This window comes from Terricaulis silvestris (assembly GCF_009792355.1).
Taxonomy (GTDB): Bacteria; Pseudomonadota; Alphaproteobacteria; order Caulobacterales; family Aquidulcibacteraceae; genus Vitreimonas; species Vitreimonas silvestris.
Window position 1 is genome coordinate 812,707 of sequence record NZ_CP047045.1, and the last position, 23,180, is coordinate 835,886.

Sequence of the window (23,180 nt, forward strand, 5' to 3'; positions counted from 1 at the left end):
CCCTGCTGACGCGGGGAGGTGGCCGCGAAGCGGCCGGAGAGGGCTGAACGCCCCATCGCTCGCTGCGCGGCCTGAAAGCAGGCGATCGCACTATGAACGCGACAACTAGTGATCTCGAAGCGCTTGAGCGTGACTTGCTCGCGCGCTTGGACAAAGCCAACGACGACGCGTCGCTGGAAGCGCTGCGCATCGACACACTCGGCAAGCAGGGCTCGATTTCCGCCCTGATGAAGAACTTGGGTTCGATGAGCCCCGACGAGCGCAAAACATTCGGCGCGGCCTTGAACGTCCTCAAAGACAAGATCACCGAAGCCATCGTCACCAAGAAAGCTGTGATGGCAGAGGCGGCGCTCGATCGTCAGCTGCAAAGCGAAGCGGTCGATGTCACGCTGCCGCCTGTGCGCCCGCGCCTCGGCACCATCCATCCCGTCTCACAAGTGATGGAAGAACTCGCGCGCATCTTCGGCGAGATGGGCTTCGCCGTCGAAGAAGGCCCCGACATCGAGACCGACTTCAACAATTTCACCGCGCTCAATTTCCCGCCCAACCACCCCGCGCGCGAAACCCACGACACCTTCTTCCTCGATGCCAAGGGCGAGGACGGCGCGCGCAAGGTGCTGCGCACGCACACCAGCCCCGTGCAAGTGCGCACCATGCTGAAGCAGAAGCCGCCGATCCGCATGATCTGCATGGGTCGCACCTTCCGCAAAGATTCAGACGCCACCCACACGCCGATGTTCCACCAGATCGAAGGCCTCGTCATCGACGAGACCTCGACCATGGCCGATCTCAAAAGCGTGCTGATCGCCGCGATCAAAGCCTATTTCGAAGTCGACGACGTGCGCCTGCGTTTCCGCCCGCACCATTTCCCGTTCACCGAACCGAGCGCGGAAGTCGATGTCGGCTGCGACCGTTCCGGTGGAACGATCAAGATCGGCGCCGGCGACGATTGGCTGGAAATTCTCGGCAGCGGCATGGTGCACCCGAACGTGCTCCGCAACTGCGGCATCGATCCCGACAAATACCAAGGCTACGCCTTCGGCATGGGCATCGATCGCCTCGCCATGCTCAAATACGGCATGCCCGACCTCCGCGACTTCTTCGCCGCCGACGCGCGCTGGCTAAAACACTACGGCTTCAGCCCGTATTTGCTGCCGGGTTTGGCGCAGGGAGTGGGGTGATGCGCGAAACGTCGCCACATCGACCTTCCCCCCTTGTGGGGGAAGACAGTCATCGCGCAGCGATGACAGATGAGGGGTACTGGCTCGATGCTTCCAAAAGCAGCGCCGTTACCCCTCACCTGCGCGCTCAAGCGCGCGCTGTCCTCTCCCACAAGGGGAGAGGACCAGAGGTGCAACAATGAAATTCACGCTCTCATGGCTCAAAGAGCATCTCGCCACCGACGCAAGCATCGATGCCATCGTCGAAACCATGACCATGACCGGTCTCGAAGTGGAATCCGTCGAGAACGCGGGCGAGAAGCTCAAGGCGTTCACCGTCGCGCGCATCATCAGCGCCGCGAAGCACCCGAACGCCGACAAGTTGCAAGTCTGCCAAGTCGAAACTGCGCTCGGTAATTTAGAGATCGTCTGCGGCGCCCCCAATGCGCGCGCCGGCCTCGTCACTGCCTTCGCGCCGATCGGCACCTACATTCCGGGCTCCGGCATCACGCTCGAAGCGCGCCCCGTGCGCGGTGTCGTCTCCAACGGCATGCTCTGCTCCGGCGCTGAGCTTGAACTCGACACCGACGCCGATGGCATCTTCGAACTCGATTCCGAACTCAAAGTCGGCACGCCGCTGGCCGAAGCGCTCGGCCTCAACGATCCCGTGATCGATATCGAAGTCACGCCGAACCGCCCCGATTGGCTTGGCGTCTCCGGCATTGCCCGCGATCTCGCGGCGGCCGGCGTCGGCAAGCAAACCACCAAGCCAATCATGCCGGTGCCCGGCCGCTACCCATGCCCGCAAAAGGTCGAAACCGACGACACAACCGCGTGCCCGATGTTCGCGAGCCGCTACATTCGCGGCGTCAAGAACGGCCCGTCGCCCGTGTGGCTGCAACGAAAACTCCGCGCCATCGGCCAAAAGCCGATCAGCGCGCTGGTCGACATCACCAACCTCATCACCCACGACCGCTCGCGCCCGCTGCACGTCTATGACGCCGCCAAACTCAACGGCGTCGTTCGCGCCCGCATGGGCCGCGAAGGCGAGAGCTTCCAGGCGCTCAACAAGAACGTCTACAACGTAACCCCCGCCATGTGCGTCATCGCCGACGACGAGCGCGTGCTCGGCCTCGGCGGCATCATCGGCGGCGAGTACAGCGGCGTGTCCGAAACCACCACCGACATCCTGGTCGAGTGCGCCTACTTCGATCCGACGCTCACGCACCAAACCGGCCGCGCCCTCACGCTCACCACCGACGCGCAATACCGCTTCGCGCGCGGCGTCGACTCCGCCTTCGTCGTCCCCGGCCTCGAACTCGCGACGCGCATGATCCTCGATCTCTGCGGCGGCGAGCCCAGCGAAATCCAAGTCGCCGGCGATCTGCCCGCGCCGCCCAAACCGATCTTCTTCGATCCCGATCGCGTGCGCCAACTCGCCGGCATCGACGTGAAGCCGACGCGCGTGCGCGCCGTGTTGAAGGATCTCGGTTTCGAAACCAGCGCGGAAGGGCAGGGCTCCAAACGCATCATCGTCGAGCCGCCAACCTGGCGCCGCGATGTCGAAGGTCCGGCCGATCTCGTGGAAGAGGTCGCGCGCATCGAAGGCTACGACAAAATGCCGATGCTCGATCCGCCGCGCGCGCCGGGCTTCCGCCCGCCGCCAGCCAGCATCGGCGAGAGCCGCACCCGCCTCGCGCGCCGCGCCGCCGCTTCGCTCGGCTACAACGAAGCCATCACCTGGAGCTTCTGCTCACGCGCTCAAGCGCAAGCCTTCGGCGGCGGCGGCGAAGACATGCTCGTCGCCAACCCGATCGCCAGCGATCTCGATTGCATGCGGCCTTCCGCGCTCCCGCAACTCCTCGCCGCCGCGCAGCAAAACGCGAACCGCGGCTTCGACGACGCGCGCCTGTTCGAAGCCGGTCCCGCCTACGCCAACACCGACGACATTGGCCAAAAACGCACGCTCACCGCAATCTGGCGCGCGCGTCCGCCGCGCCATTGGCGCGCGGCGCCGCAACCCGACATCTTCGACATCAAGCGCGACGTGCTCTTCATCCTCGAAGCCCTCGGCGCGCCCGTCGCCTCGCTGCAAACCGCAACCGACGCGCCCGCCCACTGGCGCCCCGGCCGCACCGGCACGCTAAAGCTTGGCCCCAAAGTCGTCGCGTACTACGGCGAGATCCACCCGCGCGCGCTCAAAGCCATCAACGTCGAAGCGCCCGCGCTCGCCTTCGAAATCTTCCTCGACGCGTTGCCCGCGCCGCGCGCCCCAAAAAATGGTCAGGGCCGAACCAAACCACCGTTGGAGAAACTCGACCTCCAACCGCTCACCCGCGACTTCGCCTTCATCGTCGACGACGGCGTCTCCGCCCAAGACGTCGTCCGCGCCGCCCTCGGCGCCGACAAAGCGCTCATCACCGATGTAAATCTGTTCGACGTCTACCGCGGCGAACGCATGCCCGCCGGCAAGAAGAGCTTGGCGATCGAAGTCACGCTGCAACCGCGCGAAAAAACGCTGACCGACTCCGAGATCGAAGCGGCGAGCGCCAAGATCGTCTCAGCGGTTATGAAAGCGACCGGCGGGACGCTGCGGGGCTAGTCTTCGTCGTCGTCCTTAGCGGGCGTGACCGGCGCCAGAATGATTGTGCCCGGTCTCAGCACCGTTGAGGGGCGGACAACTGCGGCAGCCGCTGGGCCAACCCGTTGCACCGGTGGAGCTGTCGTTTGCTCTTCGCCCCCAACCTTATCGACAAATCCGGCCGTGTGGCCTGAAACGTCGAGCTGGAAACGGCCGCCGACCGCCGATCTGCGATCTGTTCTCCCGCGCGGGTCCTGCTGAGCGCCAGCCGTCGATTGCGTTTGCTGCGCGTAAGCGGGCGCGGCGACTGCGCAAGCGAGAAGTGCGATAGCTAAAGACAGTCTAGCCAGCTTCATGACGTCAATCCCTGTCCTCGTGCGCGAGAGCTTCGCAGAGATCGATCGGTTTGTCATCTGTGAAGGCTGGCAGGTCAGGGCCGAAACGCCGCCACCGCCGCATTCCGCGCCACAACACCGCGCGCCGCCGCCATCAGCGCATCCACCGTCTCGCGCTCCAGTGAAACATCGGTGCGCGTGTCGTAAAGCGCCTCGTACTCCGCCGGCTCCATATCGCGGAACGTGATCACGTCCATGCTCACGCTGATATCGTCACACGGCAAAGCGTTGCCGCGACGATCCTCCGGCAAACTGCAGCGCCACGCCCGCAAAGCGCGCTCATACGCTGGCAACCCCGCTCGCCATGCATCCAACGAAGCGCGTTTGGAAACCTCTGTCGCCACGTCGAGCGGCGAGACGATCATTTCCGCCATCCCGATCGCATCGCCGCCACGCTGCTGAAACGTCCGCGGTCGGATGTACTCGGCGTTCACCACCAGAAACAAAACCCGCCGCGCCTGCAGCGCATCGCGCGCCGTAAGCGGGGCAGGCGGTCCCTCCGCGTCGCGCATCACCTGCAAGCTCAGCAGCCCAAGATTGTCGGCCACGCCGCCATCTTCGAGATGCACGTAACGCTGCCCCGCGCGCGTATTGCCACGATAATTCTGAAACGCCCGCGCAGTCTGGCGCACATTCTCCGCCGCGTTCCGATCCGCCAGAATGCGCGTCGTCCAAGCCGGCGGCCCGTCGCACCGCGACGCATAGCTCTCCATCAGCACCGGCCGGAACACCACCGGCACCGCCATCGAAGCCGCCACCGCGTCCGCCACGCGCACTTGGCGCACATCGCTGCACAAGCCATCGAAGAAAAACTGCGTGAACGCGAACGGCGAAGAATTGTAAATGTCCGTCGCATTCAGCACGACGCGCGGCCCCGCGCCGAGATCGCTCATCCGCGCGCCGTCATAGATATTCTCGTCCAGCCAATTCGCGAGCTGTGCCGGCCCATTCATGCCGCCACGAAACGCGCCAGCGAGTCCAAGCGGCGACGCCGGCCCGCGCACATGCCAGTCGCGCGCCAGATAGGCGTTATCGAATGTATCGAGCCCGACTTCGCCATGCTGCGCGTAGTACGCCGCCAGCACCGAACCACCCGACACCGACGTGATCATCGCGATATGCTCGGAGAGCGGCCGACCATCGCGCCCCGGCGTATCGCGCAACGCTTGCAACACGCCCAGATGAAACGAAGCCGCCCGCGCGCCACCGCCGGAGAGCGCCAGCACGATCAGATCGTCGCCCACCGGCGCACGGCCCTGCACATCCGCGCGCAATCCGCCCAACGGCGCATTCACCGGCGCAGCCGTCGCGCACGCCGACAGCAACATCACAAACGCAAAGACAATCGCCCGCATCGAAGCACCCCGCACGCCGCCGCGCACTAACGCAAGCCCGCTCGCGTTACGAGCGCGCCGCCACGCGCTCAGCTTCGTGCAGCGCCCGCAGCAAATTCCCACCCGCAACGCCCGCGATCTCCGCATCGCTCCAGCCGCGCCGCGCCAGCTCAACCAGCAGCGCTGGATAATCCTCTACGCCATCCAGCCCCACCGGTAAGAACGGCACGCCATCAAAATCCGATCCCAGTCCCACGTGGTCGCGCCCAGCGACACGCCCGATGTGCTCTATGTGATCCGCAATGATGCCGACATCCACACGCGGCCCCGGATGCGCCGCCGTCCACTCCGCCAGCAAGCGCACCACCGCCGCCGGATCGCCGCGATTGAACGACTTGATTCGCGCTTCCTCGGCATTGCGTGTCGCGTCGTAATTCCAGAACTCCGTCGATGTGAACCCCGAATAGAAGTTCACCATCACCACGCCGCCATTGTCGCGCACCAGCTCCAGCACATCGTCCGGCACATTGCGTGGGTGCGGCGTGATCGCAAACGCCGACGAGTGCGAGAAAATCACCGGTGCTTGCGACACCCGCAACGCGTCCCGCATCGCATCGGCAGACACGTGCGAAAGATCCACCAACATCCCAACCCGGTTCATCTCGCGCACCACCTCCTCCCCAAACGGCGAGAGGCCGCCATGGCGTGGCGCATCCGTCGCGCTATCGCACCATGCCGTGGTCTTCGAATGCGTCAGCGTCATGTAAAGCACGCCCGACGCGCGGAATTCGCGCAGCACCGCCAGATTGCCATCAATCGCTTCGCCACCCTCGATGCCGAACATCGAAGCGATCCGACCGGCCCGATGGATGCGCACGATGTCGGCGGCGCTATCGGCCAACTCCAGCACGTCCGGATAACGCGCCACCATCCGCCGCGTCAAATCGATCTGCTCATGCACCGCGCGCGTCGACGCCGGCCCTTGCAAATCCGCCGGCACGTACACTGACCAGAACTGCCCGCCCACGCGTCCCTGGCGCATGCGCGGCCAATCCGTGTGCATCGGCGGCGTCAGCGTTCGCGTGTCGTTGTTGAAGTCGACATTGTTCAAATCGTTGCCGTGCTGATCGCGAATTTCCCACGGCGCATCATTGTGCCCGTCGATCAGCGGCGTGCGGCGCAAAATGCGGTCGATCCGCGCCAACTCCCGCGCCGTCGGCGCCTCTTGCGCCAAAGCGACGTCGCCCACCGAGATTAAACCCAAAGCCAAAACAGCAGCAACAGCGCGCATTCTACGTCCCCAAACGAAAGCGGGCACGACCGTAGCCGCGCCCGCTTACCCCGTCACCCCGTGTTCATCGCATCAGGGCGCGATCCAGTTGTACACGCCGGCATTGTTGGCTTCGTTGGTCTCGTTGTTCGTTCCGCCCGCGTCGGCGGCGAACTCGAAAATGAACTCTTGGCCGGACGGCCAATCCATCTCATCCCAGAATGGCAGGTTGTGATTGTAGACATGTCCCGGTTGGATCACCGGCACGTTCACGACAAGCCGGTTCGGATACGCCGCGTTGGTGTATTGCGCGATGTAAGCCGGAGGAATGTCGACGCATCCGCCGGTCTGACCAGGCCGGTGACAATTCACGGTGATGACCGACGCCACAGACGCCGACGTGCCGGTGTTACGCACCGATACGACACCGTGCGAAATGCGCGACGGGATCGGCCGAAGGTCGATCGTGCGCGCGGTCAAACGCCCTGACGCCGCGGGCGGCGCAGCTTGCACCTGTGGCAGCGGTTGCGCGGTCATCGTTTGCGCTTGTGCCGGTAAAGTCAGCGCCGCCGCTGTAGTCGCGATCAGTGCGGCGCAAAGCGAACGCATGTTCATTCCAAAATCCTCCCGGATCCAACTGGGCCCTCGCATCTCACCTAAGCCGTGTACGCGCCTGCCGTCGTGACACGCGTCACGACATAGGCAGCGCGCGTTCTGCAATGGGAACCGAACCTTGCGCTGCGCGCTTTGACTGATCATGGAACGCGAGCGCTCCTCGCCTCGACAGGAAAGGCTCCGGCAAATCGCCGCGATTCTGAGCCGCGCCTACGATGCCGGCTCGGAAGATTCCGTGGAGAGCCTTTGCCAAGGCATTCATCCCGATAGCGCCGAGGAGCACATCGTTATCTGCCCCGTGTGCGGCCAAATGTTTGACTGTCGCGATCAGTTGCAGGTAGCCCATCACAGCACCGCCGAACACGCGCCCAAGCTGTTTAGCTGATGGCACGCGCGGTGCTTGTACGGTATTCAGTGAGCGCAATGCGGGCGTTGCGTACCGCGAACTGCGATCACGTTTGACGCCGCGAGGCGACGCATTGCAGTCATCGCGCGTGGATCGATGGATATGAGCGAACCGAGCTTCGAAGCTCTGCGCACACGCGCTTACGAACTGGCCGACACCGGCCGCTACAACACTTGGGAAGAGATCGGCAAAGCGCTGGAAGCCGATGGCGTCGCCATGGCGTCCAAGCGCCTCAGCGCCGATCCCGTGCTGACACGCATGCTCACCACGCGCTGCGAACAAGCTAAAGATCGCTACGGCCGCTAGAGCGCCAAGAACAGCATCGCCGTCAGCGCAACGCAGCTCAAAACCGCGACCACCAGCACCGCCAAATGAAACGGCTTCATCACACGCCCAGCCCAAACATCTGCGGCGCCGCGATCATCGCCGAAAGCGTGAAATAGCTCATGGCGGCGACGATCAAGACAACAAGATGCAGCGGTTTCATGGCAGGGCATGTAAGCGCTCGCCGCTCACGCGCTCGTGACCCGTGTCACCGTTCGATCGGTCGCACGTTGCGCTCTAAGAGTGGATGTCCAGCGAACTCAATCGCTGTCGTCATCCTCTTCATCGTCGTTGTCTATTCGGAATTCGCTCGGACGGTACGTCTGTTGGTCCGTCGACGTCGGTCCTTGCACAATCGCTCCATCCCCAGACTTGGATTTGCCGCTCACATCGGCCTCAGCGGCGGCGCGCACCGGCGCGCCGTCGGGCAGGAACATCGTGTACTTTTCTTCTATTGAATCGACCACGCTAGGAGCCGCGCCGCGCCCTTGTCCGCTCCAGATGAAGCGAACGGGCGGCGGACGCTCTTCATCCGCAACGGGCGGCTCGCCGGCGCCGTCTGTTACGGGAGTTTGCGTTGGCTGAAGGTCTGTGTTCGTGACCGGCGCGGGCGTCGTCGAAACGCCCTTCATTGCGCTTGGCGGGATCGCACGGACGGTCTGCTGCGCAAGCGCTGGCAGCATGAGCGCATCAATCGCGCAGGCGACGGTGAGGAAGGCGAACAACAACGCAAACAGCTTCATGGCATGCCTCAGCTTTTTCCGCGCACTTGAGTCTTCGGCGCTTTACCCGGGCTTGTCATCTCCTAAAGCCCATAAGCCCGCGCCATCTCCGGCTCACGCGCCGCAACCAACCGCGCCAAGTCTACAATCACCTTGGCCTGCTTCCACGTCGCGTCATCCAGCATCTTGCCATCGACCAACGCCACGCCCGTCCCATCCGGCATCGCCTCGATCATCCGCATCGCCAGCTTCACTTCGTCAACCGCCGGGGTGAACACGCGCTTCGCAATCGCGATCTGCGACGGATGCAGCGTCCAAGCGCCGACGCATCCCATCAGGTACGCATTGCGGAATTGCTGTTCGCACGCGGCCTCATCGTCGAAATCGCCGAACGGCCCGTACATCGGCTTCAGCCCATGCATCACGCACGCATCGACCATCTTCGCAAACGTGTAGTGCCACAAATCTTGCTGCGCCGACGCGCGCTCGCCACCATCCGCGTTCGCATCCGATAGAACGCGATACCCCGGATGCCCGCCGCCAACCCGCGTCGTCTTCATCTTGCGTGACGCCGCCAAGTCCGCCGGCCCCAAACAAATTCCATGCATCCGCGGCGAAGCGCCCGCGATCGCTTCCACGTTCGCCACGCCCTGCGCCGTCTCCAAAATTGCATGCAGCATGATCGGCCGCTTCACGCCGTGTTTGGCCTCAAGCAGCGCCAGCAGTTGATCCATGTAATGAATGTCCCAAGGCCCCTCGACCTTCGGCACCATGATCACGTCGAGCTTGTCGCCAATCTCGCCCACCAAGGTCGTCACATCATCCAGATGCCACGGCGAGTTCAGCGCATTGATCCGCGACCAATAGCCGACGCCGGCGCTGGCAAAGTCGAAGCTCTTGCCCATCTCGACAGCGCCCGCGCGCGCCGCGTCCTTCGCGTCCGCCGGGATCGCGTCTTCCAGATTGGCCAGGATCACATCGACCTGCTTGGCCATGTCCGGCACGCGCGACCGCAGCTTTGCATTATGCGCCGGCACGAAATGGATCATCCGCTCCAGCGTCACCGGCAGCTCGCGCATCGGCGCAGGCGCGCCGCTCGCCAGGGGAGAGAAAAAGGCGCGGGGAGGCTTGTTCACGCGGATGATCCTGATCTGTTCGCGTCCGCAGCATGATCTGAGCCGCGCCGGGGCGCAATGCAGCTATTCCGGCTGGCGCTTTACCTTGATGGAAGGGGCTGTCCGGGTATTGTCCGGCCCTTCCGGCGGGCCTCCGCCGCCAGGGCTGTCCGACCTTGCTCCGCACCTACCTCGACTTTGAAAAACCTGTCGCCGAGATCGAAGCCAAGATCGAGGAGCTGCAGGCGCTCGCCGAAGCGTCGGGCGCCGACGCCATCAGCCAAGGCGTCGAACTCTCGCGCCTGAAAACCAAAGCCGAAGCCCAGCTCGCCGCCATCTACGCCAAGCTCGATCCCTGGCAGAAAGCCCAAGTCGCCCGCCACCAAGATCGCCCACACTTTCGCGATTACGTCGCCGCCTTGGTCACCGATTTTCTCGAACTTTCCGGCGACCGCAATTACGGCGAAGACGCCGCCATCCTCGGCGGCACCGGCAAATTTCTCGGACGCGCCTGCGTCGTGCTCGGCCACGAGAAAGGCCGCACCACCAGCGATCGCTTGCGGCACAATTTCGGCATGGCGCGCCCCGAAGGTTATCGCAAAGCCGTGCGTCTGATGGATCTCGCCGACCGCTTCCAGCTTCCCGTCATCACCTTCGTCGACACCGCCGGCGCCTATCCCGGCATCGGCGCCGAAGAGCGCGGCCAAGGCGAAGCCATCGCGCGCTCCACTGAACGCTGCCTCACGCTCGGCGTGCCTATGGTGTCGGTGATCACGGGCGAGGGCGGCTCCGGCGGCGCCATCGCCATCGCCGCCGCCAACAAAGTGCTGATGCTCGAACACTCGATCTACGCCGTCATCAGCCCCGAAGGCGCAGCCTCCATCCTCTACAAAAAGAAGGAAGGCGACGAACCCAAAGCCGATCGCGTCAAGGAAGTCGCCAACTCAATGCGCATCACCGCGCAGGATTTGCTCGAACTCGGCGTCATCGACCAAATCGTGGCCGAGCCCATGGGCGGAGCGCACCGCGAACCCGCCGCCGCCATCGCCAGCGTCGGCGCCGCCATCGCCTCCGCCCTCGACGCGTTCGCCGAGTTCGACCAAAACCAAATCCGCCACCAACGCCGCGACCGCTTCCTCGCCATCGGAAGATTCGAAGAAGAAGTCAGCGTCAGCGCTTAAACGGCCGCGTCCGCTAACCAAGTCTTCTAACGGAGCCTTAGCGCAACGCGTGCAACATATGCGCCTGGACGCGCAATGCTTCGACTCCTCATCCTCAGTGCGGCGATCATCCTCGGCGGCTGCCAAGCCGAACCCGAACCGCCGACCGCGTGGACGCTCGAACGCGAGTACGACACCGATTGCCTGGGCTGGCTAAGCAACGCCTTCCAGTACGAAGGCGTCGCTTACACGTCGCGAGGCTGGGGCAACGACAATCACTTCATGGCGCTCAACCTCGTCACCGGCGAGTGCACGCGCGCCGGAAACCTGCCTGTGGGCGTGCGGTTTCAGCCGCGTGCGGCGACACAGGCTTACCTGCTCGCGTCCGATGGCCACTTCATCAACTACTCGATTTATGACCGCACCACCTGGCGCCGTCTCGGCTCGATCGGTCTGAACTCGGCGTTGAGGGATCTCATCCTTCGGGACGACCGGCTCTATGCGTTGCAAAGCTCGCGCGACGGGCAAAGCATCTCGGTCTTTACCGTTCCAGATTTGGAGTTCGTGGAGGAGCGTGCGCTCGCTTTGACGGGCTACGGCGGGTCTTTGCCGTTGCAAGACGGATTTTTGCTGGCTTCCCAAAGGGACGAACGGGTCCACCTGACGGTCATTGACTTAAACGGCCGCGCAGTACGTGAACACTCGATACGCGCCGTTGAACCTGACCCAACGCGCAACTGCCCGCCATCACTCCAACCGCTCGGTGCAAACGCCGTACTTCTGCAAGCCGCATGCGGATCGTACGCCGTGGTCGACGTTGCAACGTTCGCGGTTCGCTACACGGTGGCGCTAGACGCAGATGCGAGCTTCGCCGAAGCCTACCTATCCGACGGCATTCTCTACCTGTTGGCGGAGCACTCCGACCCGCACCATGGTGGCCTCACCCGTTTTGAGCCTGTCTTGTTCGATTTCGTCACTGGCGAACGCATTGGCGCATTGCCCGCGCTGACCTCCAACTCGGGCCTGCACATCCAAGTCGGCGATCGCCTGATCTGGGCGACGCATGTGCGGACGCGCGCTCATGTCCAGGTCTTTGATCTCCGCGCGCGCCCCGCCCGCTAGCGCCACGTGACCGTCGTCACCGCACCCCATTCACGCCCGGCCCACACTAAGTGCTCAATTGAATACCGCAGCCGCGCGCTTATGTTCGTGGTTCAAGCTTCCTGGAGGGTCTCCATGTCTGACCAAATTTCCCGCCGCGCCTTGGCGCTTGGCCTCACCGCATCCGCGCTCGCGCCAGCGACTGCATTCGCGCAGAGCAACGACACTTATTCCGAACCGGAAGTCACCGAAGCCGCCGAGAATTTCTTCGGCGCCGGCGCCGAAGGCGTCGCCGCCGTCGTCAGCCATGTGTTCGAAGACCTCGGCCGTCCCAACGGCTACATTCAAGGCGAAGAGGGCTCCGGCGCCATCGGCATCGGCCTCCGGTACGGCGACGGCCATCTGCGCCTGAAGCGCCAAAGCGGCCTGACCCGCGTCTACTGGCAAGGCCCATCGGTCGGCTTCGACACCGGCGGCAACGCCTCGAAAGTCTTCACCCTGGTCTACAACATGACCGACCCCGATCAGGTCTTTCACCGCTACGCCGGCGTTGACGGTTCGGCGTATTTCATTGGCGGCGTCGGTGTGAACTACCAGCGCCGCAACAACGTCACGCTCGCGCCAATGCGCGCCGGCGTCGGCTTCCGCCTCGGCGCCAATATCGGCTACCTCGCATATTCGCGCCGCCGCCGCTTGAATCCGTTCTAGCGCCGGTCGAACCACGCGGCGGCGAAGTCACGCTCGCTTCATTCGCGCGCTGTCGCGGTTCGATTCCGTTCTAAACGCCAATTTACGGCGCAACGCCGCCACAATCGGGGAGCGTCTCTTTCCCATCGAGGGGAGAATACTCATGCTGGCGCGTGTCCTGGCGGCTGTGGCCGTTACGTTGGTGGCAACTTCGGCTCTGGCGCAGGTCGCGCCGAAGACGCCGAGAAACATTCCACGCGAACCGCCGGTGTGGTCGAGCCTCGAACGCTTCTCCAGCGACGCTGAATTCCTCCGCTACGTCCGCGACATCCAAGGCCTGCAAGGCCGCGGCCGCTACGGCGGCAATGAAGATAACTTCGCGGCAGAAGCACAACCCAACGCGCCGCCACCCCCACCGCCACCCCCACCGCCGCCGCCACCCTCGGTCGCGCCGTCAGCCGCACCAACGCTTGGCGCCGCGGCCGGCGTTGTCTCGCAACGCGCCGACAACGGCGCCAGCAGCGGCGAGCCATCCTCCATCACCAACACCCAAACCCAAGGCGTCGATGAAGGCGGCATCGTCAAGCAGATCGGCCGCTACCTCGTCATCCTGCAAGACGGCCGCCTCTTTGTCGCCGACACGCGCGCCGGCGGCGGCGCACAACTCGCACTCGCCAACCGCGCCAACGTCTATCGCTACCCAGGGCAGGACACCTGGTACGACGAGCTTCTCACCAGCGGCAATCGCGTCCTCGTCACTGGCTACTCGTACCGCGAGCGCGCCTCCGAAGTGACGGTGTTCACGCTTGCCGATAATGGCCAGCTCACGCGCGAAGCCACGTACTACATTTCGTCGAACGATTATTACGACGTCGAGAACTACGCGACACGTCTCGTCAACGGCAATCTCGTCATCTACACGCCGCTCGCTGTGAGCGCGATCAACCCCAACCGCGCCGTCAGCTGGCCGCTGATCCGCCGCTGGATCAGCGACGGCGACCGCGAAACCCGCACCACCCGCGGCCGTCCGTTGTTCGACGCGCAAGACATCTACAAGCCGGTGCAATCGACGCAGAACCCCGTCGTGCACTCCGTCTCCGTTTGCCCCCTCGGCGGCGATCTCTCCGGCGACGAACTCGAATGCCGCACCACCGCCTTCGTCGGCACAGGCCAGCGCGAATTCTTCGTCTCGACGTCCGACATTTATCTCTGGACCACGCCGTACCCGTACGAGCAGGGCGAGCGCTGCGCCGCCGATGCCGACGCATCGCTGCCCGCCACCATCTTCCAGGTCCCGCTCAACGGCGCCTCGCCACGCGCCATCCACGCGCGCGGCCAGCCCATCAACCAGCTCGCGCTGGATTCTTCCGCCACCGAATTTCGCGCTTTGCTTTCGATGAACACCAGCGGCTGCAATCGCGCGTCCGAAGCGGAGATGGCCTATTTCCGCGTGCCCTTCACCGCGCTCACGACAACCCCGCGCCAAGCGCCCGAACGCAGCTACACCGAAACGCCCACGCCCGGCTCGATGACCTACGAAGTCCGCTACACCCAAACCCACGTCGTCTACGGCTCGCGCGATCAATACCGCTCCGGCCCACCGCAACCCGACAGCGGCCTCACCAACGTTACCGGCCGCGTCGTCGCCGTGCCGCTCGCACAGCCGCGCAATGCAACGGTGATCGAAGCGCCGCACAACATCATCCGCGTCGAACGCGCCGGCGGCGACGTCATCCTCACCGGCTATCGCAGCGATGAGGGCCTCTCCGTCTCGCTGCTCGATCTCGGCGCCCGCACGCCGCGCATCGCGCAAACCCAAGTGCTGCGCAACCGTTACGAATCCGAAGGCCGCAGCCACGCCTTCAATGCGCTGGTTCGTCCAGAAGGCGACGGCATCATGGGCCTACCCACCATCACGCGCGTCAAACAGGGCCACCGCTGGGCATGGCGCTCAGAAGCCAGCGACATCTCCTTCCTCACCGTGAACGCGCAAAACCAGCTCGGCATCGCCGGCGAACTCGAGGCCGATCCAAACGCACGCGACTCCAGCTACGCCTGCGAAGTCAGTTGCGTCGATTGGTACGGCAACACCCGCGCGCTCTTCATCGGCAACCGCGTCTTCGGCCTCTCTGCCACCGAACTGATCGAAGGCGAACTCGTGGGCGGCCGGATTCAGGAACGCCAGCGTTTGAACCTCTCGCGGCCCGTGGAGCGCGGCGCGCGCGGGCGCTAAGCCTAGACCCGTGTGATGCGTGGTGGCGGCCCAGACTTCGGTAACTCCGCTCGATGACGCCCCCGTCAACAAATGTCGCCCTTCGCGCACGCAGCACAGATGGAATCTGAAAAGCGCCAACTAACGCTAGCCTTTTCCTTATCGGCGCCTCTTATTGGCGCCCGACCGCGCCGGCAGGCAGCGTCAGAACGGGGAGGACTTCAATGGTAAGAGCGTACACCGATGACCCGCGAGATCACGTCGGACGGCAGGTAGATCTCACCACGGTCGACGGCCTTGTCGCGCCCGATCCGCAAGGCTTCAATCTCGACGATTACGTCGGCTTCACCTACCGCGGCAAACCGGTTGTCGATCTCGATCAAGTCGTCGTGCAGATCGATTCCGGCAGCCACGACAAGGTGAATAGCGGGAAGATCACCTACAGCTTTTTGAACATGGACCACCTCACTGGTCTGTTCAACAATCCGACCATCGGCTTCACCGCCGGCGACGGCGTCAATCCGTTCAGCGAAGCGCAAAAGGCCGAAGCGCGTCAGTCGATCTAATTCTGGGATGATCTGATTGCGCCGGAGTTTGTCGAGAAGAACGGCGTCGGCGCTGATATCCGCTTCGCCAATAGCGCCGATCCCGCGCAGGCCTATGCGTATTATCCCACGCCGGGTCACGGCTACAAATTCGCGAGCGATGTGTTCATCGCCGATCCGGAACTGAACTGGACCAACAATTGGCTCGGCTTCAACGGCTACGGCGCGACGACTCTGATCCACGAACTGGGCCATTCCATCGGCCTGTCGCACCCCGGCGCCTACAACTTCGCGCCAGGCATTCCGCTCTCCTATCTCGGTCTCGCCGAATACGCTCAAGACAGCGAACAATACTCGATCATGTCCTATTGGGCGCCGGCGGAGACGGGCGCGCAGATCCTCGACTTCAGCACGTTCCTGTTCGGCAACGCACAGACGCCGATGCTGCACGACATCTACGTCGCGCAATCGATCTATGGCGCCGATCCGACCACGCGCGCCGGCGACACGATCTATGGCTTCAACTCCACCGCGGGGCGCGACGCGTTCGATTTCTCGAGCAACGCGTTCCCCAACGTCTCGATCTACGACGCGGGCGGCAACGACACGATCGACCTGTCGGGCTTCAACGCCAGCGTGTTCCTGGACCTGCATGACGGCGCGTTCAGCTCCGGCGCGCAGGCCGCCCCGACCGCGGCCGTCGTCAATGCCAACCGTGCCGCCCTCACGGCACTGACGGACGGAGCGCAGGTGTTCGCGCCCCTCACTCAGGCCCAGATCGACAACACCATCAACATCCGCTCCGGCAATCACGCCATCTTCATCCAGGGCGACACCGGCGTCGCCGGCGTCCGCGCCACGGCCTACGACAATCTCTCAATCGCCTACGGCACGGTGATCGAAAACGGGATCGGCGGTTCGCAGCGCGACGTGCTGTGGGGCAACGAGGTCGCCAACCGGCTCGAAGGCCGCGGCGGCAATGACGTGCTCAACGGCTTCGAAGGCGCCGACACCTTGGTCGGCGGCGCGGGCAACGACCTGTTCGTGCTGAGCGTCGTTGAGTCCGGCGATAAGGTCATGGACTTCCAGACCGGCCTTGACGACATCGACCTCCGCGGCACGGGCATCGACATGACTTGGATCGGCGGCGCGGCGTTCAGCGGTGTTGCGGGTCAGGTTCGCTTCGCCAGCGATGTTCTCTCCGTCGACATCAACGGCGACGGCGTGGCTGATATGATCGCCAGCGTGCTCGGTGACGACCTCGTCGCCAGCGATGTGCTGATCCTGTAGAGCAGCGCCAACCCACCGCGAATAGGGCGGCGAGCTTGCTCGCCGCCCTATTTGTATCCGCTAGCTACTCGGCTGCCCCACGCCGCGCCGCCGCTGCGCGTTCAGCGCGTTCATGCCGCTCGCGAAACTCCTCCGCGAATGACGAGGCGAGAATACCCGTTGGCAGCGCCACGATGCCAACACCCGCGAGCGCGACAAACCCCGCCGCCACGCGCCCCCACAGCGTCTCGGGATAAACGTCGCCGTACCCAACCGTCGTCAGCGTCACGACCGCCCACCACATCGCACGCGCAATCGAGCCAAACGCTTCCGGCTTGTTCTCACCTTCGATCAGATACAGCATCATCGCCGCGATATAGAGTTGCGCGCCCGCGACGCAGAGCGCGGCCATCAATGGCGCCCAAGCCCGCCGCACCGCCGCGCCCACAATCGCAAACGCCGGCACGTAACGCGCCAGTTTGAACAGCCGAAACAGCCGCAACGCCCGCAGAGCAGGGAAGAGCGCAATGCTGGCTTCCGGAAAGAACACCATCGCGACCAGCTCCGGCAAAAACGCCAGCACGTCCGCGATCGTCACCGGCTGCATCAAAAACCGCAGCCGCCCCATCACGCCCGCGTGCGCCGGGTTCTCGCCCTCCGACCAAAACCGCAGCGCAAACTCAACCGCGAAAATCCAAACCACCGCGAGATTGATCGCCTGCAGCGGCGCCAGCCACGCCGGATCAAGCATGGTGTCAGCGCGCGACGCCTCCGTTTCCAACGCCAGGGAGAACAAGCTGATCAACACCAGCGCGATGATCGTGCCGGAAAAGAAATTGATCCCGCCCGGCTCGTCGGGTTCGAGCCAGTCGTGGACGTACGCCTTCGCCGTCGCGTGTTTGCGCCTAATCAGCGGCATGCGCGCCATTACATCCGCACCGCGCGCGCCCGCAAGCCCGCTCAGCTAGGCGTTGCGAGTTTCAGCCCCACCACGCCCGCCACGATCATAACAATGCACGCCAGCCGCACCGCATTGGCGCTCTCGCCAAACAGGAACAACCCCGCAATCGCCGCGCCCACCGCGCCGATCCCGGTCCACACCGCGTACGCCGTGCCAATCGGCAGCGTCTTCACTGCCAAGCCCAGCAGCACCATCGAAACCAGCAGCGAAACGATCGTGAAGCTCGACCACCAGATCCGCGTGAAGCCCTCGGAGTATTTGAGCCCAATCACCCACCCAATCTCCGCCACGCCGGCTAGCCCCAACATCACCCACGCTTGCATAGCTTGCTCCGAAGCCAAGAACTCACGCCGAACACAATAGGGAACAGGAACACGATGCGGTAGCGCCGTGTTTCCCCGCCATGACGCAAATCCTCCGCGCCATCCCGCTTCTGATCTTCCCGGCGCTGCTCTATGCCGCCGTCGCGCTCACCATGGAGCATGACGCCGTGCGCGCCTCGCTCAACGAAGTGTTCTTCAACACCTATCTGCCCAGCGGCGCATTGTTCGCGGTCACCCGTGGCCACGGCATCGTGATGCTGGCCGCCGGGCTGCTCTTCCTCGAGATCATTAAGTCGACCTCGGTCTCACGCTGGGCGCTCGTCGAGAACGGCTTGGCCTTCGTCGCCTTCACCATCGCCTTCATTCTCTTCCTGCTGCACTCAGCGTTCGGCACCATCGAATTCGCGCTCATTATGATCATGATGCTCGTCGACTTCATGGCCGGCTTCATCGTGATGACCGTCAGCGCCCGCCGCGACGTCTCGTTCGGCGGCGACGCTTAGCGCGGGCGTCCGTCGAGCAGTGCGAGCAGCCCGAGGAAGCTCTTCACTGTGAACCACACCATCACGATGAAGCCGACGATGGCGACCAACCACAAGATCAGGATGCCTATGCCGATGAACACCGTAATCCAACCAACCAGCGCGATCACGGCAAGTCCGATCGCCCACCAAAACGCCACGAACCACACCCGCACCTGATCGTCCAAGTGCGAGCGCGCCAACGGCCCCGCGCCGTCGCGCCCCGCCAGCGCCACGATCACGCCCACCAGCGCAAACAGCGCAAAGCTCGGAATGCTCAACAGATAGAGTACGTACACAATCATCGCCGATCCACGGCCGGCGTCGTTGGGCGGAAGAGGGGTGTTGGTCATGGCGTAGGAGATTGCATCGCGCGCGTGAGACTTCAACTCCCGGAACGCCGCCTTGGCAATTCAGCGCCGGAAAGCACCGGAAATAGATCGTTCCAATCCGGGTTGCTTCGCTCAATCAGCTCGACTTTCCAGTCGCGATTCCAATGCTTGATTTCGTACTCTCGATCGCGCGCTTCTGACATGAATTGCTCGAACCAAACCAGCTTGGTCACGCCATACTTGGCGACGAACTTCGAGCCGACGCCTTGCTTGTGATCCCCAACCCGCGGGATCAGATCGAGCGCCGAGCCGGTGTAGAGTGTCCCATGCCTGCGGCTCGCCATGATGTAAGCGGCGGTGCAGCGGCTCTCATCGACACGCACGTGTCCCTCCACCCATCCCCCGGGCTCGGCGCAGCCGAGAACCGGGGACCCATTTGCCACAGGCAGATTGACACTACGCGCAACGGCGGCAGCGCGTGTCAACGCTCAACGGCCCGCGTTTAATGGGTCCCCGGTTCGCCGCTTCGCGCCGCCCGGGGAATGGGTGGAGCTACTTCTTCTTCGCCAACGGATGCTTCGTCTCCACCAGCGTTTTCAACCGCCCCTCGGCGACGTGCGTGTAAATCTGCGTCGTCGCGATATCGGCGTGTCCCAGCAGCGTCTGCACCGTCCGCAAATCCGCGCCGCCTTCCACCAGATGCGTCGCGAACGCGTGCCGCAGCACATGCGGTGAAACCCGCGCCGGCGAAATCCCCGCCTTCACCGCCGCCGCTTCCAAAATCTGCGCCACCCGCCGCCGCGTCAGCTTGCCATCCGCCGCACTCGCCGACGGAAACAACCACCGCGCCGCCCGCTCGCGCTGCGCTTCGTTCTTCGGCAACGCACCCACGCGCGCTTCCAAGTGCGCATCGAGCGCCGCCAGAGCAGGGCGCCCAAGCACGACCAAGCGCTCCTTCCCGCCCTTGCCCTCGATGATCATGTGCTCTTGCCCCGGCTTCGGCGCCGAGCGCAGCGGCAACGCCACCAACTCGCTCACCCGCAACCCCGCGCCGTACAGCAACTCGATCAGCGCTTTGTCCCGCGCCGATTCTGCCACCGCAATCAGCCGCTCGATTTCTTCCAGCGCCAAGGTCTTCGGCAAAGACCGCGCCCGCTTCGGCGCATCCAACCGCGACGTCGGATCGTCCGCCCGCACATTCTCGCCCAACAAGAAGCGATAGAATTGCCGCAACGCCGAAATCCGCCGCCGCGCCGTAGCGGGCGACAACCCACGCCGCCCCATGCCAGCGACATACCCTTCGATCGCTTCCGCGCTTGCGCTCTTCAGTCCGCCGCGCACTTCGCCGCTCGCGTCCTCCAGATCACGCGCATACGCATCGAGCGTATTCGCCCGCGCTCCGCGTTCAGCGGAGAGCATTTCCAGGAACGCCTCGATCAGCGCGGAATCGCTCATGCCGCCACGTTAGCAGAGACTTCGCCGCAAAGTGAGCGTAGGAACACGCCCGCGGAGCAGGGGGAGTTTCATGGCCAAGGCGCGTCCACTCACCGGCGCAAGCGCAATCGCGCTCGCCATCGTGTTCAACGTCCCGTTCTCCGTCCTAGCCGCCACCTACAATTACCCCGACGTCCTCCGCGGCCCACCCGGCGAAGCGCTCGATCTGTTCGCCGCCGGCGGCGCGCAGCTGATCATGACGTGGCACGCCTTCGCGCTCTCAGCACTCGCGCTCATCCCCGTGTCCATCGCGCTTTCGCTCACGCCCCAGCGCGTCGCTGAGCGTCCCGCGCTCGCCATCGGCGCCGCCATCACCGGCGCACTCGCCGGTCTCGCGCAAGCCATCGGCCTCTGGCGCTGGGTCTTCGTCATCCCCGGCCCCGCCCGCCAGCACGCCGCCGGTGACGCCGAAACCCAACGCGCGGCCGAACGCGCCTTCGACATCCTCAACCAATACGGCGGTGTCGCCATCGGCGAGCATCTCGGCCAATGGCTGACCGCGCTCTTCATCCTGATGCTCGCGCTCGCGCAATGGGGCGAACGCGCGCGCATCAGCGCAACCATCGGTTTCATCGCCACGGCGCTCATCGCCGCCGGCACGCACGAAGGCATCGCCATCGCGCTCGGTCAGCCCAGCGAAATCTTCGGCCTCATCACCATCGCCGGCTTCATGGCCTTCACCCTCTGGCTCATCGCCACCGGCATTGGCTTATTCCGCGCACCGCGTGCGTAGGGCTTAACTCGGCGCACCTGCCAAGATCGCTTCAACCGCGATCCGCCGCGCGTCGTCTTCCAAGCGCAGCCCACGCAGTGCGCGAATGATCCGCTCCACCGATTCTGCATCGAGCCGCGCCGGCCCGCCTTCACCAGCGGCGACAACCGCCAGCAACGCGCCTTCGCCAACAGCGCCGCGCTCCACCGCGCTCGCCAATGCCAACATCGCGCCGCTCTCAGCCCGCGCACCGCCCTGCGGTGCGTTCGCGATCACGAACGTCTGCACACCGCCATCCACCGGCGCGCCGAGCGCCGCTAGTATCGCAACATCGCGCGCCGTACCACGCGCTCGCGCGCCCGTGCCGGCTGCATCGATCCGCCGATGCATCGCCATCGTGCCGGAATCGCCGCGCGGCCCAGCCAGCGCCACCAAAGCTGCATCGAGCGGCGCCAACGCCGCCTCATCTGCGCCCGCTTGTCGCGCGCTCGCGATCAAGCGCTGCCCGTTCTGCGCATCGCCGTTGATCAGCGCCGCGCGTGCGAACAGCACTGCCGACGCCGCATCCGGCGCCGTCGTCGAAGCGGCGATCTCCGCGTGGAAGAACCGCGCCGCCGCCGCGAAATCCGCCGGCGCTGTCGAAGCGCGCAGCACGTCTGCAATCGCCGCCGATGTCTCCAACACCGAAACCACGCCCGCCTCCGAACCAGCCGCAGCAGGCGGCGGCGTCACGGTTTGAATTCGCCGCAGCGCCACGACGATCGGCGGCAGCCCAGTCGTCACCTCAGCCGGCGTCGCGGCCAAAATCGTGCGCGCTTCCTCAGCCGAAAGCGCCCCGCGGCGGAATGCCAGCGCCGTCGCCTGCGCCCGTTGCGGCTGCGGCGCGTTTTCCGTGCGCGCAATCGTCACCAAAGCCAGTGTCGACGAGTTCGCCAACGCGTTCGCGCCTGGCCGCAACTGCGCCGCCAATGAAAGCGCCGCAGAAAGCGAGTTGTCGTACTGCGCCGCCGGCGGCCGCGCGCCCGGCGCGCCGCCCGCCGCTGCAACGGCTCCAGTGTACCAATTGTCCGCCGCGTTCTGCGCCCGCGCCAATTCCAGCGCCAAGTCTGCCGCTGCGCGATCGCCGGTCACCGCCGCGCAATATGCGCGCAAGCGTAGGAAGAAGGGCGGGGGATTGTCGCCGGCATTGGCATTGCGGCCACGCGCGCACGCTTCCGTCCGCCGTCCGCGCGCCAGCTCAGCCTGCGCCGCGAACATCGCGACACCCGGATCGGTCGCAGCCGCGCGTGAACCCGCCGCCATCACCGAAAGCTCATCCGCGGCGCCCATCTTGCCCAGCGCTTCAAAGCGCTTGCGCGCCGCCAGTGCTGCATCGCCGCGTGGCGCGTCGCCGCCGGAGAACAACACGCGCCGCGCCAGCGCCAATGTCGCCGGCGATTCATACACAGCCGGCAAGCGGTCGAACGCCAGCGCCAAGAATTCCGGATCGCTCCGCGTCCACAAATCCGACGGCAGCGCGCCGTCCTGACGCGACACCGCGCTCACGCTCCACGCATCGAGCGATTGCAGCGCTTGGCTCTCCACCGGCTGCGGCAAGTTCGATTGCGCGAACGCCGCCATCGGCGTCAGCGCGGTAAACGCAGCCGCGGCCGCCAGTGCTCGATTAACCATGTGTGTCATTCCTTGAAGGCGTCCGGGATTTCCACGCGGATTTCTTGCGGCTCAGGCGCAAGCGTGTCCGACTGCCCGATGAAAAAGACGAACAGCCCGATCACCGCCACGGCGCAGGCGCCGTAGGCGATGTACTTAAGCTGCGGCGGCGTGCGCCTGGAAAACGAAGAAGAGCGGCGTCGTCTGCGTCGAAACATCTCTCGTTTGGCCCCTGCCGTTGCGAGCGGGCGAGATTGCCCCCAAAATGTGGCGAAGTTCCAGCCCGGCTCT

General features: G+C 64.6%; 25 protein-coding genes. 11 read left to right on the top strand and 14 right to left on the bottom strand.

The features are described 5' to 3' along the window. Positions 1-92: 92 nt before the first annotated feature. Together pheS and pheT are read left to right on the top strand one after the other, a co-directional pair. Positions 93-1,181 carry a phenylalanine--tRNA ligase subunit alpha gene (gene pheS / locus DSM104635_RS03840; RefSeq protein ID WP_158764931.1) on the top strand — a complete coding sequence of 363 codons (1,089 nt, stop codon included), beginning with the start codon at positions 93-95 and terminating at the stop codon, positions 1,179-1,181. A gap of 178 nt (positions 1,182-1,359) precedes the next feature. Then, positions 1,360-3,762, top strand: a complete 2,403-nt coding sequence (gene pheT / locus DSM104635_RS03845) for a phenylalanine--tRNA ligase subunit beta (protein ID WP_158764932.1) — start codon at positions 1,360-1,362, stop codon at positions 3,760-3,762. Here the strand turns inward: pheT and DSM104635_RS03850 are convergent. The 5 genes from DSM104635_RS03850 to DSM104635_RS03870 all read right to left on the bottom strand — a co-directional run bounded on the left by DSM104635_RS03850 (position 3,759) and on the right by DSM104635_RS03870 (position 7,746). Beyond that, positions 3,759-4,097, bottom strand: a complete 339-nt coding sequence (locus tag DSM104635_RS03850) for a hypothetical protein (protein WP_158764933.1) — start codon at positions 4,095-4,097, stop codon at positions 3,759-3,761. The two genes, pheT and DSM104635_RS03850, sit on opposite strands and share 4 nt — an antisense overlap. Before the next feature lie 74 nt (positions 4,098-4,171). Further along, on the bottom strand, positions 4,172-5,491 hold the full coding sequence (locus DSM104635_RS03855) for a patatin-like phospholipase family protein (RefSeq protein ID WP_158764934.1): 1,320 nt from the start codon (positions 5,489-5,491) through the stop codon (positions 4,172-4,174). A gap of 46 nt (positions 5,492-5,537) precedes the next feature. Continuing rightward, a complete protein-coding gene (locus DSM104635_RS03860; protein WP_158764935.1) occupies positions 5,538-6,761 on the bottom strand; it encodes a dipeptidase in 1,224 nt (407 codons plus the stop codon). 72 nt (positions 6,762-6,833) lie between these two features. Next, entirely contained in the window at positions 6,834-7,355 is a 522-nt protein-coding gene (locus DSM104635_RS03865) for a hypothetical protein (RefSeq protein WP_158764936.1), read from the bottom strand. A gap of 76 nt (positions 7,356-7,431) precedes the next feature. Next, on the bottom strand, positions 7,432-7,746 hold the full coding sequence (locus tag DSM104635_RS03870) for a hypothetical protein (RefSeq protein ID WP_158764937.1): 315 nt from the start codon (positions 7,744-7,746) through the stop codon (positions 7,432-7,434). Positions 7,747-7,863: 117 nt separating this feature from the next. Here DSM104635_RS03870 and DSM104635_RS03875 point away from each other — a divergent pair, with 117 nt between their 5' ends. Next, positions 7,864-8,067: a hypothetical protein gene (locus tag DSM104635_RS03875; protein ID WP_158764938.1), complete on the top strand. Its 204-nt coding sequence runs from the start codon at positions 7,864-7,866 to the stop codon at positions 8,065-8,067. 278 nt (positions 8,068-8,345) lie between these two features. Here DSM104635_RS03875 and DSM104635_RS03880 read toward each other — a convergent pair whose 3' ends face one another. Together DSM104635_RS03880 and DSM104635_RS03885 are read right to left on the bottom strand one after the other, a co-directional pair. Then, complete coding sequence (locus DSM104635_RS03880; protein ID WP_158764939.1) at positions 8,346-8,828, bottom strand: CIS tube protein; 483 nt, start codon at positions 8,826-8,828, stop codon at positions 8,346-8,348. Between the two features lie 62 nt (positions 8,829-8,890). Next, positions 8,891-9,943, bottom strand: coding sequence for an HpcH/HpaI aldolase/citrate lyase family protein (locus DSM104635_RS03885; protein WP_228445836.1), 1,053 nt, complete (start codon positions 9,941-9,943; stop codon positions 8,891-8,893). Positions 9,944-10,098: 155 nt separating this feature from the next. Here DSM104635_RS03885 and DSM104635_RS03890 point away from each other — a divergent pair, with 155 nt between their 5' ends. From DSM104635_RS03890 to DSM104635_RS03915, 6 genes are all read left to right on the top strand, one after another. Continuing rightward, positions 10,099-11,103 (top strand): acetyl-CoA carboxylase carboxyltransferase subunit alpha, encoded by a 1,005-nt coding sequence (locus DSM104635_RS03890; protein WP_158764940.1) that lies wholly within the window; start codon positions 10,099-10,101, stop codon positions 11,101-11,103. A 75-nt stretch (positions 11,104-11,178) separates the two neighbouring features. After that, positions 11,179-12,204: a hypothetical protein gene (locus DSM104635_RS03895; RefSeq protein ID WP_158764941.1), complete on the top strand. Its 1,026-nt coding sequence runs from the start codon at positions 11,179-11,181 to the stop codon at positions 12,202-12,204. A gap of 114 nt (positions 12,205-12,318) precedes the next feature. Further along, positions 12,319-12,891, top strand: a complete 573-nt coding sequence (locus DSM104635_RS03900) for a DUF1134 domain-containing protein (RefSeq protein ID WP_228445837.1) — start codon at positions 12,319-12,321, stop codon at positions 12,889-12,891. 142 nt (positions 12,892-13,033) lie between these two features. Beyond that, entirely contained in the window at positions 13,034-15,103 is a 2,070-nt protein-coding gene (locus DSM104635_RS03905) for a beta-propeller domain-containing protein (protein WP_158764943.1), read from the top strand. A gap of 203 nt (positions 15,104-15,306) precedes the next feature. Then, positions 15,307-15,648, top strand: a complete 342-nt coding sequence (locus tag DSM104635_RS03910; protein WP_158764944.1) for a hypothetical protein — start codon at positions 15,307-15,309, stop codon at positions 15,646-15,648. Positions 15,649-15,789: 141 nt separating this feature from the next. Continuing rightward, complete coding sequence (locus DSM104635_RS03915) at positions 15,790-16,917, top strand: M10 family metallopeptidase C-terminal domain-containing protein (RefSeq protein WP_158764945.1); 1,128 nt, start codon at positions 15,790-15,792, stop codon at positions 16,915-16,917. 64 nt (positions 16,918-16,981) lie between these two features. On the opposite strand, the gene DSM104635_RS03920 is transcribed toward DSM104635_RS03915, so the two are convergent. Both DSM104635_RS03920 and DSM104635_RS03925 read right to left on the bottom strand, forming a co-directional pair. Then, positions 16,982-17,815 (bottom strand): ion transporter, encoded by an 834-nt coding sequence (locus DSM104635_RS03920; protein WP_158764946.1) that lies wholly within the window; start codon positions 17,813-17,815, stop codon positions 16,982-16,984. 41 nt (positions 17,816-17,856) lie between these two features. Then, positions 17,857-18,180, bottom strand: coding sequence for a DMT family transporter (locus tag DSM104635_RS03925; RefSeq protein ID WP_158764947.1), 324 nt, complete (start codon positions 18,178-18,180; stop codon positions 17,857-17,859). An 80-nt stretch (positions 18,181-18,260) separates the two neighbouring features. Here DSM104635_RS03925 and DSM104635_RS03930 point away from each other — a divergent pair, with 80 nt between their 5' ends. Next, entirely contained in the window at positions 18,261-18,683 is a 423-nt protein-coding gene (locus DSM104635_RS03930) for a hypothetical protein (RefSeq protein WP_158764948.1), read from the top strand. Here DSM104635_RS03930 and DSM104635_RS03935 read toward each other — a convergent pair. The 3 genes from DSM104635_RS03935 to DSM104635_RS03945 form a co-directional block, all read right to left on the bottom strand. After that, positions 18,680-19,054 (bottom strand): hypothetical protein, encoded by a 375-nt coding sequence (locus tag DSM104635_RS03935; protein WP_158764949.1) that lies wholly within the window; start codon positions 19,052-19,054, stop codon positions 18,680-18,682. The two genes, DSM104635_RS03930 and DSM104635_RS03935, sit on opposite strands and share 4 nt — an antisense overlap. 32 nt (positions 19,055-19,086) lie before the next feature. Further along, a complete protein-coding gene (locus tag DSM104635_RS03940; protein ID WP_228445838.1) occupies positions 19,087-19,416 on the bottom strand; it encodes a GIY-YIG nuclease family protein in 330 nt (109 codons plus the stop codon). 169 nt (positions 19,417-19,585) lie between these two features. Beyond that, complete coding sequence (locus tag DSM104635_RS03945; protein WP_158764950.1) at positions 19,586-20,488, bottom strand: site-specific tyrosine recombinase XerD; 903 nt, start codon at positions 20,486-20,488, stop codon at positions 19,586-19,588. A gap of 70 nt (positions 20,489-20,558) precedes the next feature. Here DSM104635_RS03945 and DSM104635_RS03950 point away from each other — a divergent pair, with 70 nt between their 5' ends. Beyond that, entirely contained in the window at positions 20,559-21,260 is a 702-nt protein-coding gene (locus tag DSM104635_RS03950; RefSeq protein WP_158764951.1) for a DUF4386 family protein, read from the top strand. Between the two features lie 3 nt (positions 21,261-21,263). On the opposite strand, the gene DSM104635_RS03955 is transcribed toward DSM104635_RS03950, so the two are convergent. Continuing rightward, on the bottom strand, positions 21,264-22,910 hold the full coding sequence (locus DSM104635_RS03955; RefSeq protein WP_158764952.1) for a hypothetical protein: 1,647 nt from the start codon (positions 22,908-22,910) through the stop codon (positions 21,264-21,266). A 5-nt stretch (positions 22,911-22,915) separates the two neighbouring features. Further along, entirely contained in the window at positions 22,916-23,107 is a 192-nt protein-coding gene (locus DSM104635_RS03960; protein WP_158764953.1) for a hypothetical protein, read from the bottom strand. Between the last annotated feature and the right edge of the window lie 73 nt (positions 23,108-23,180).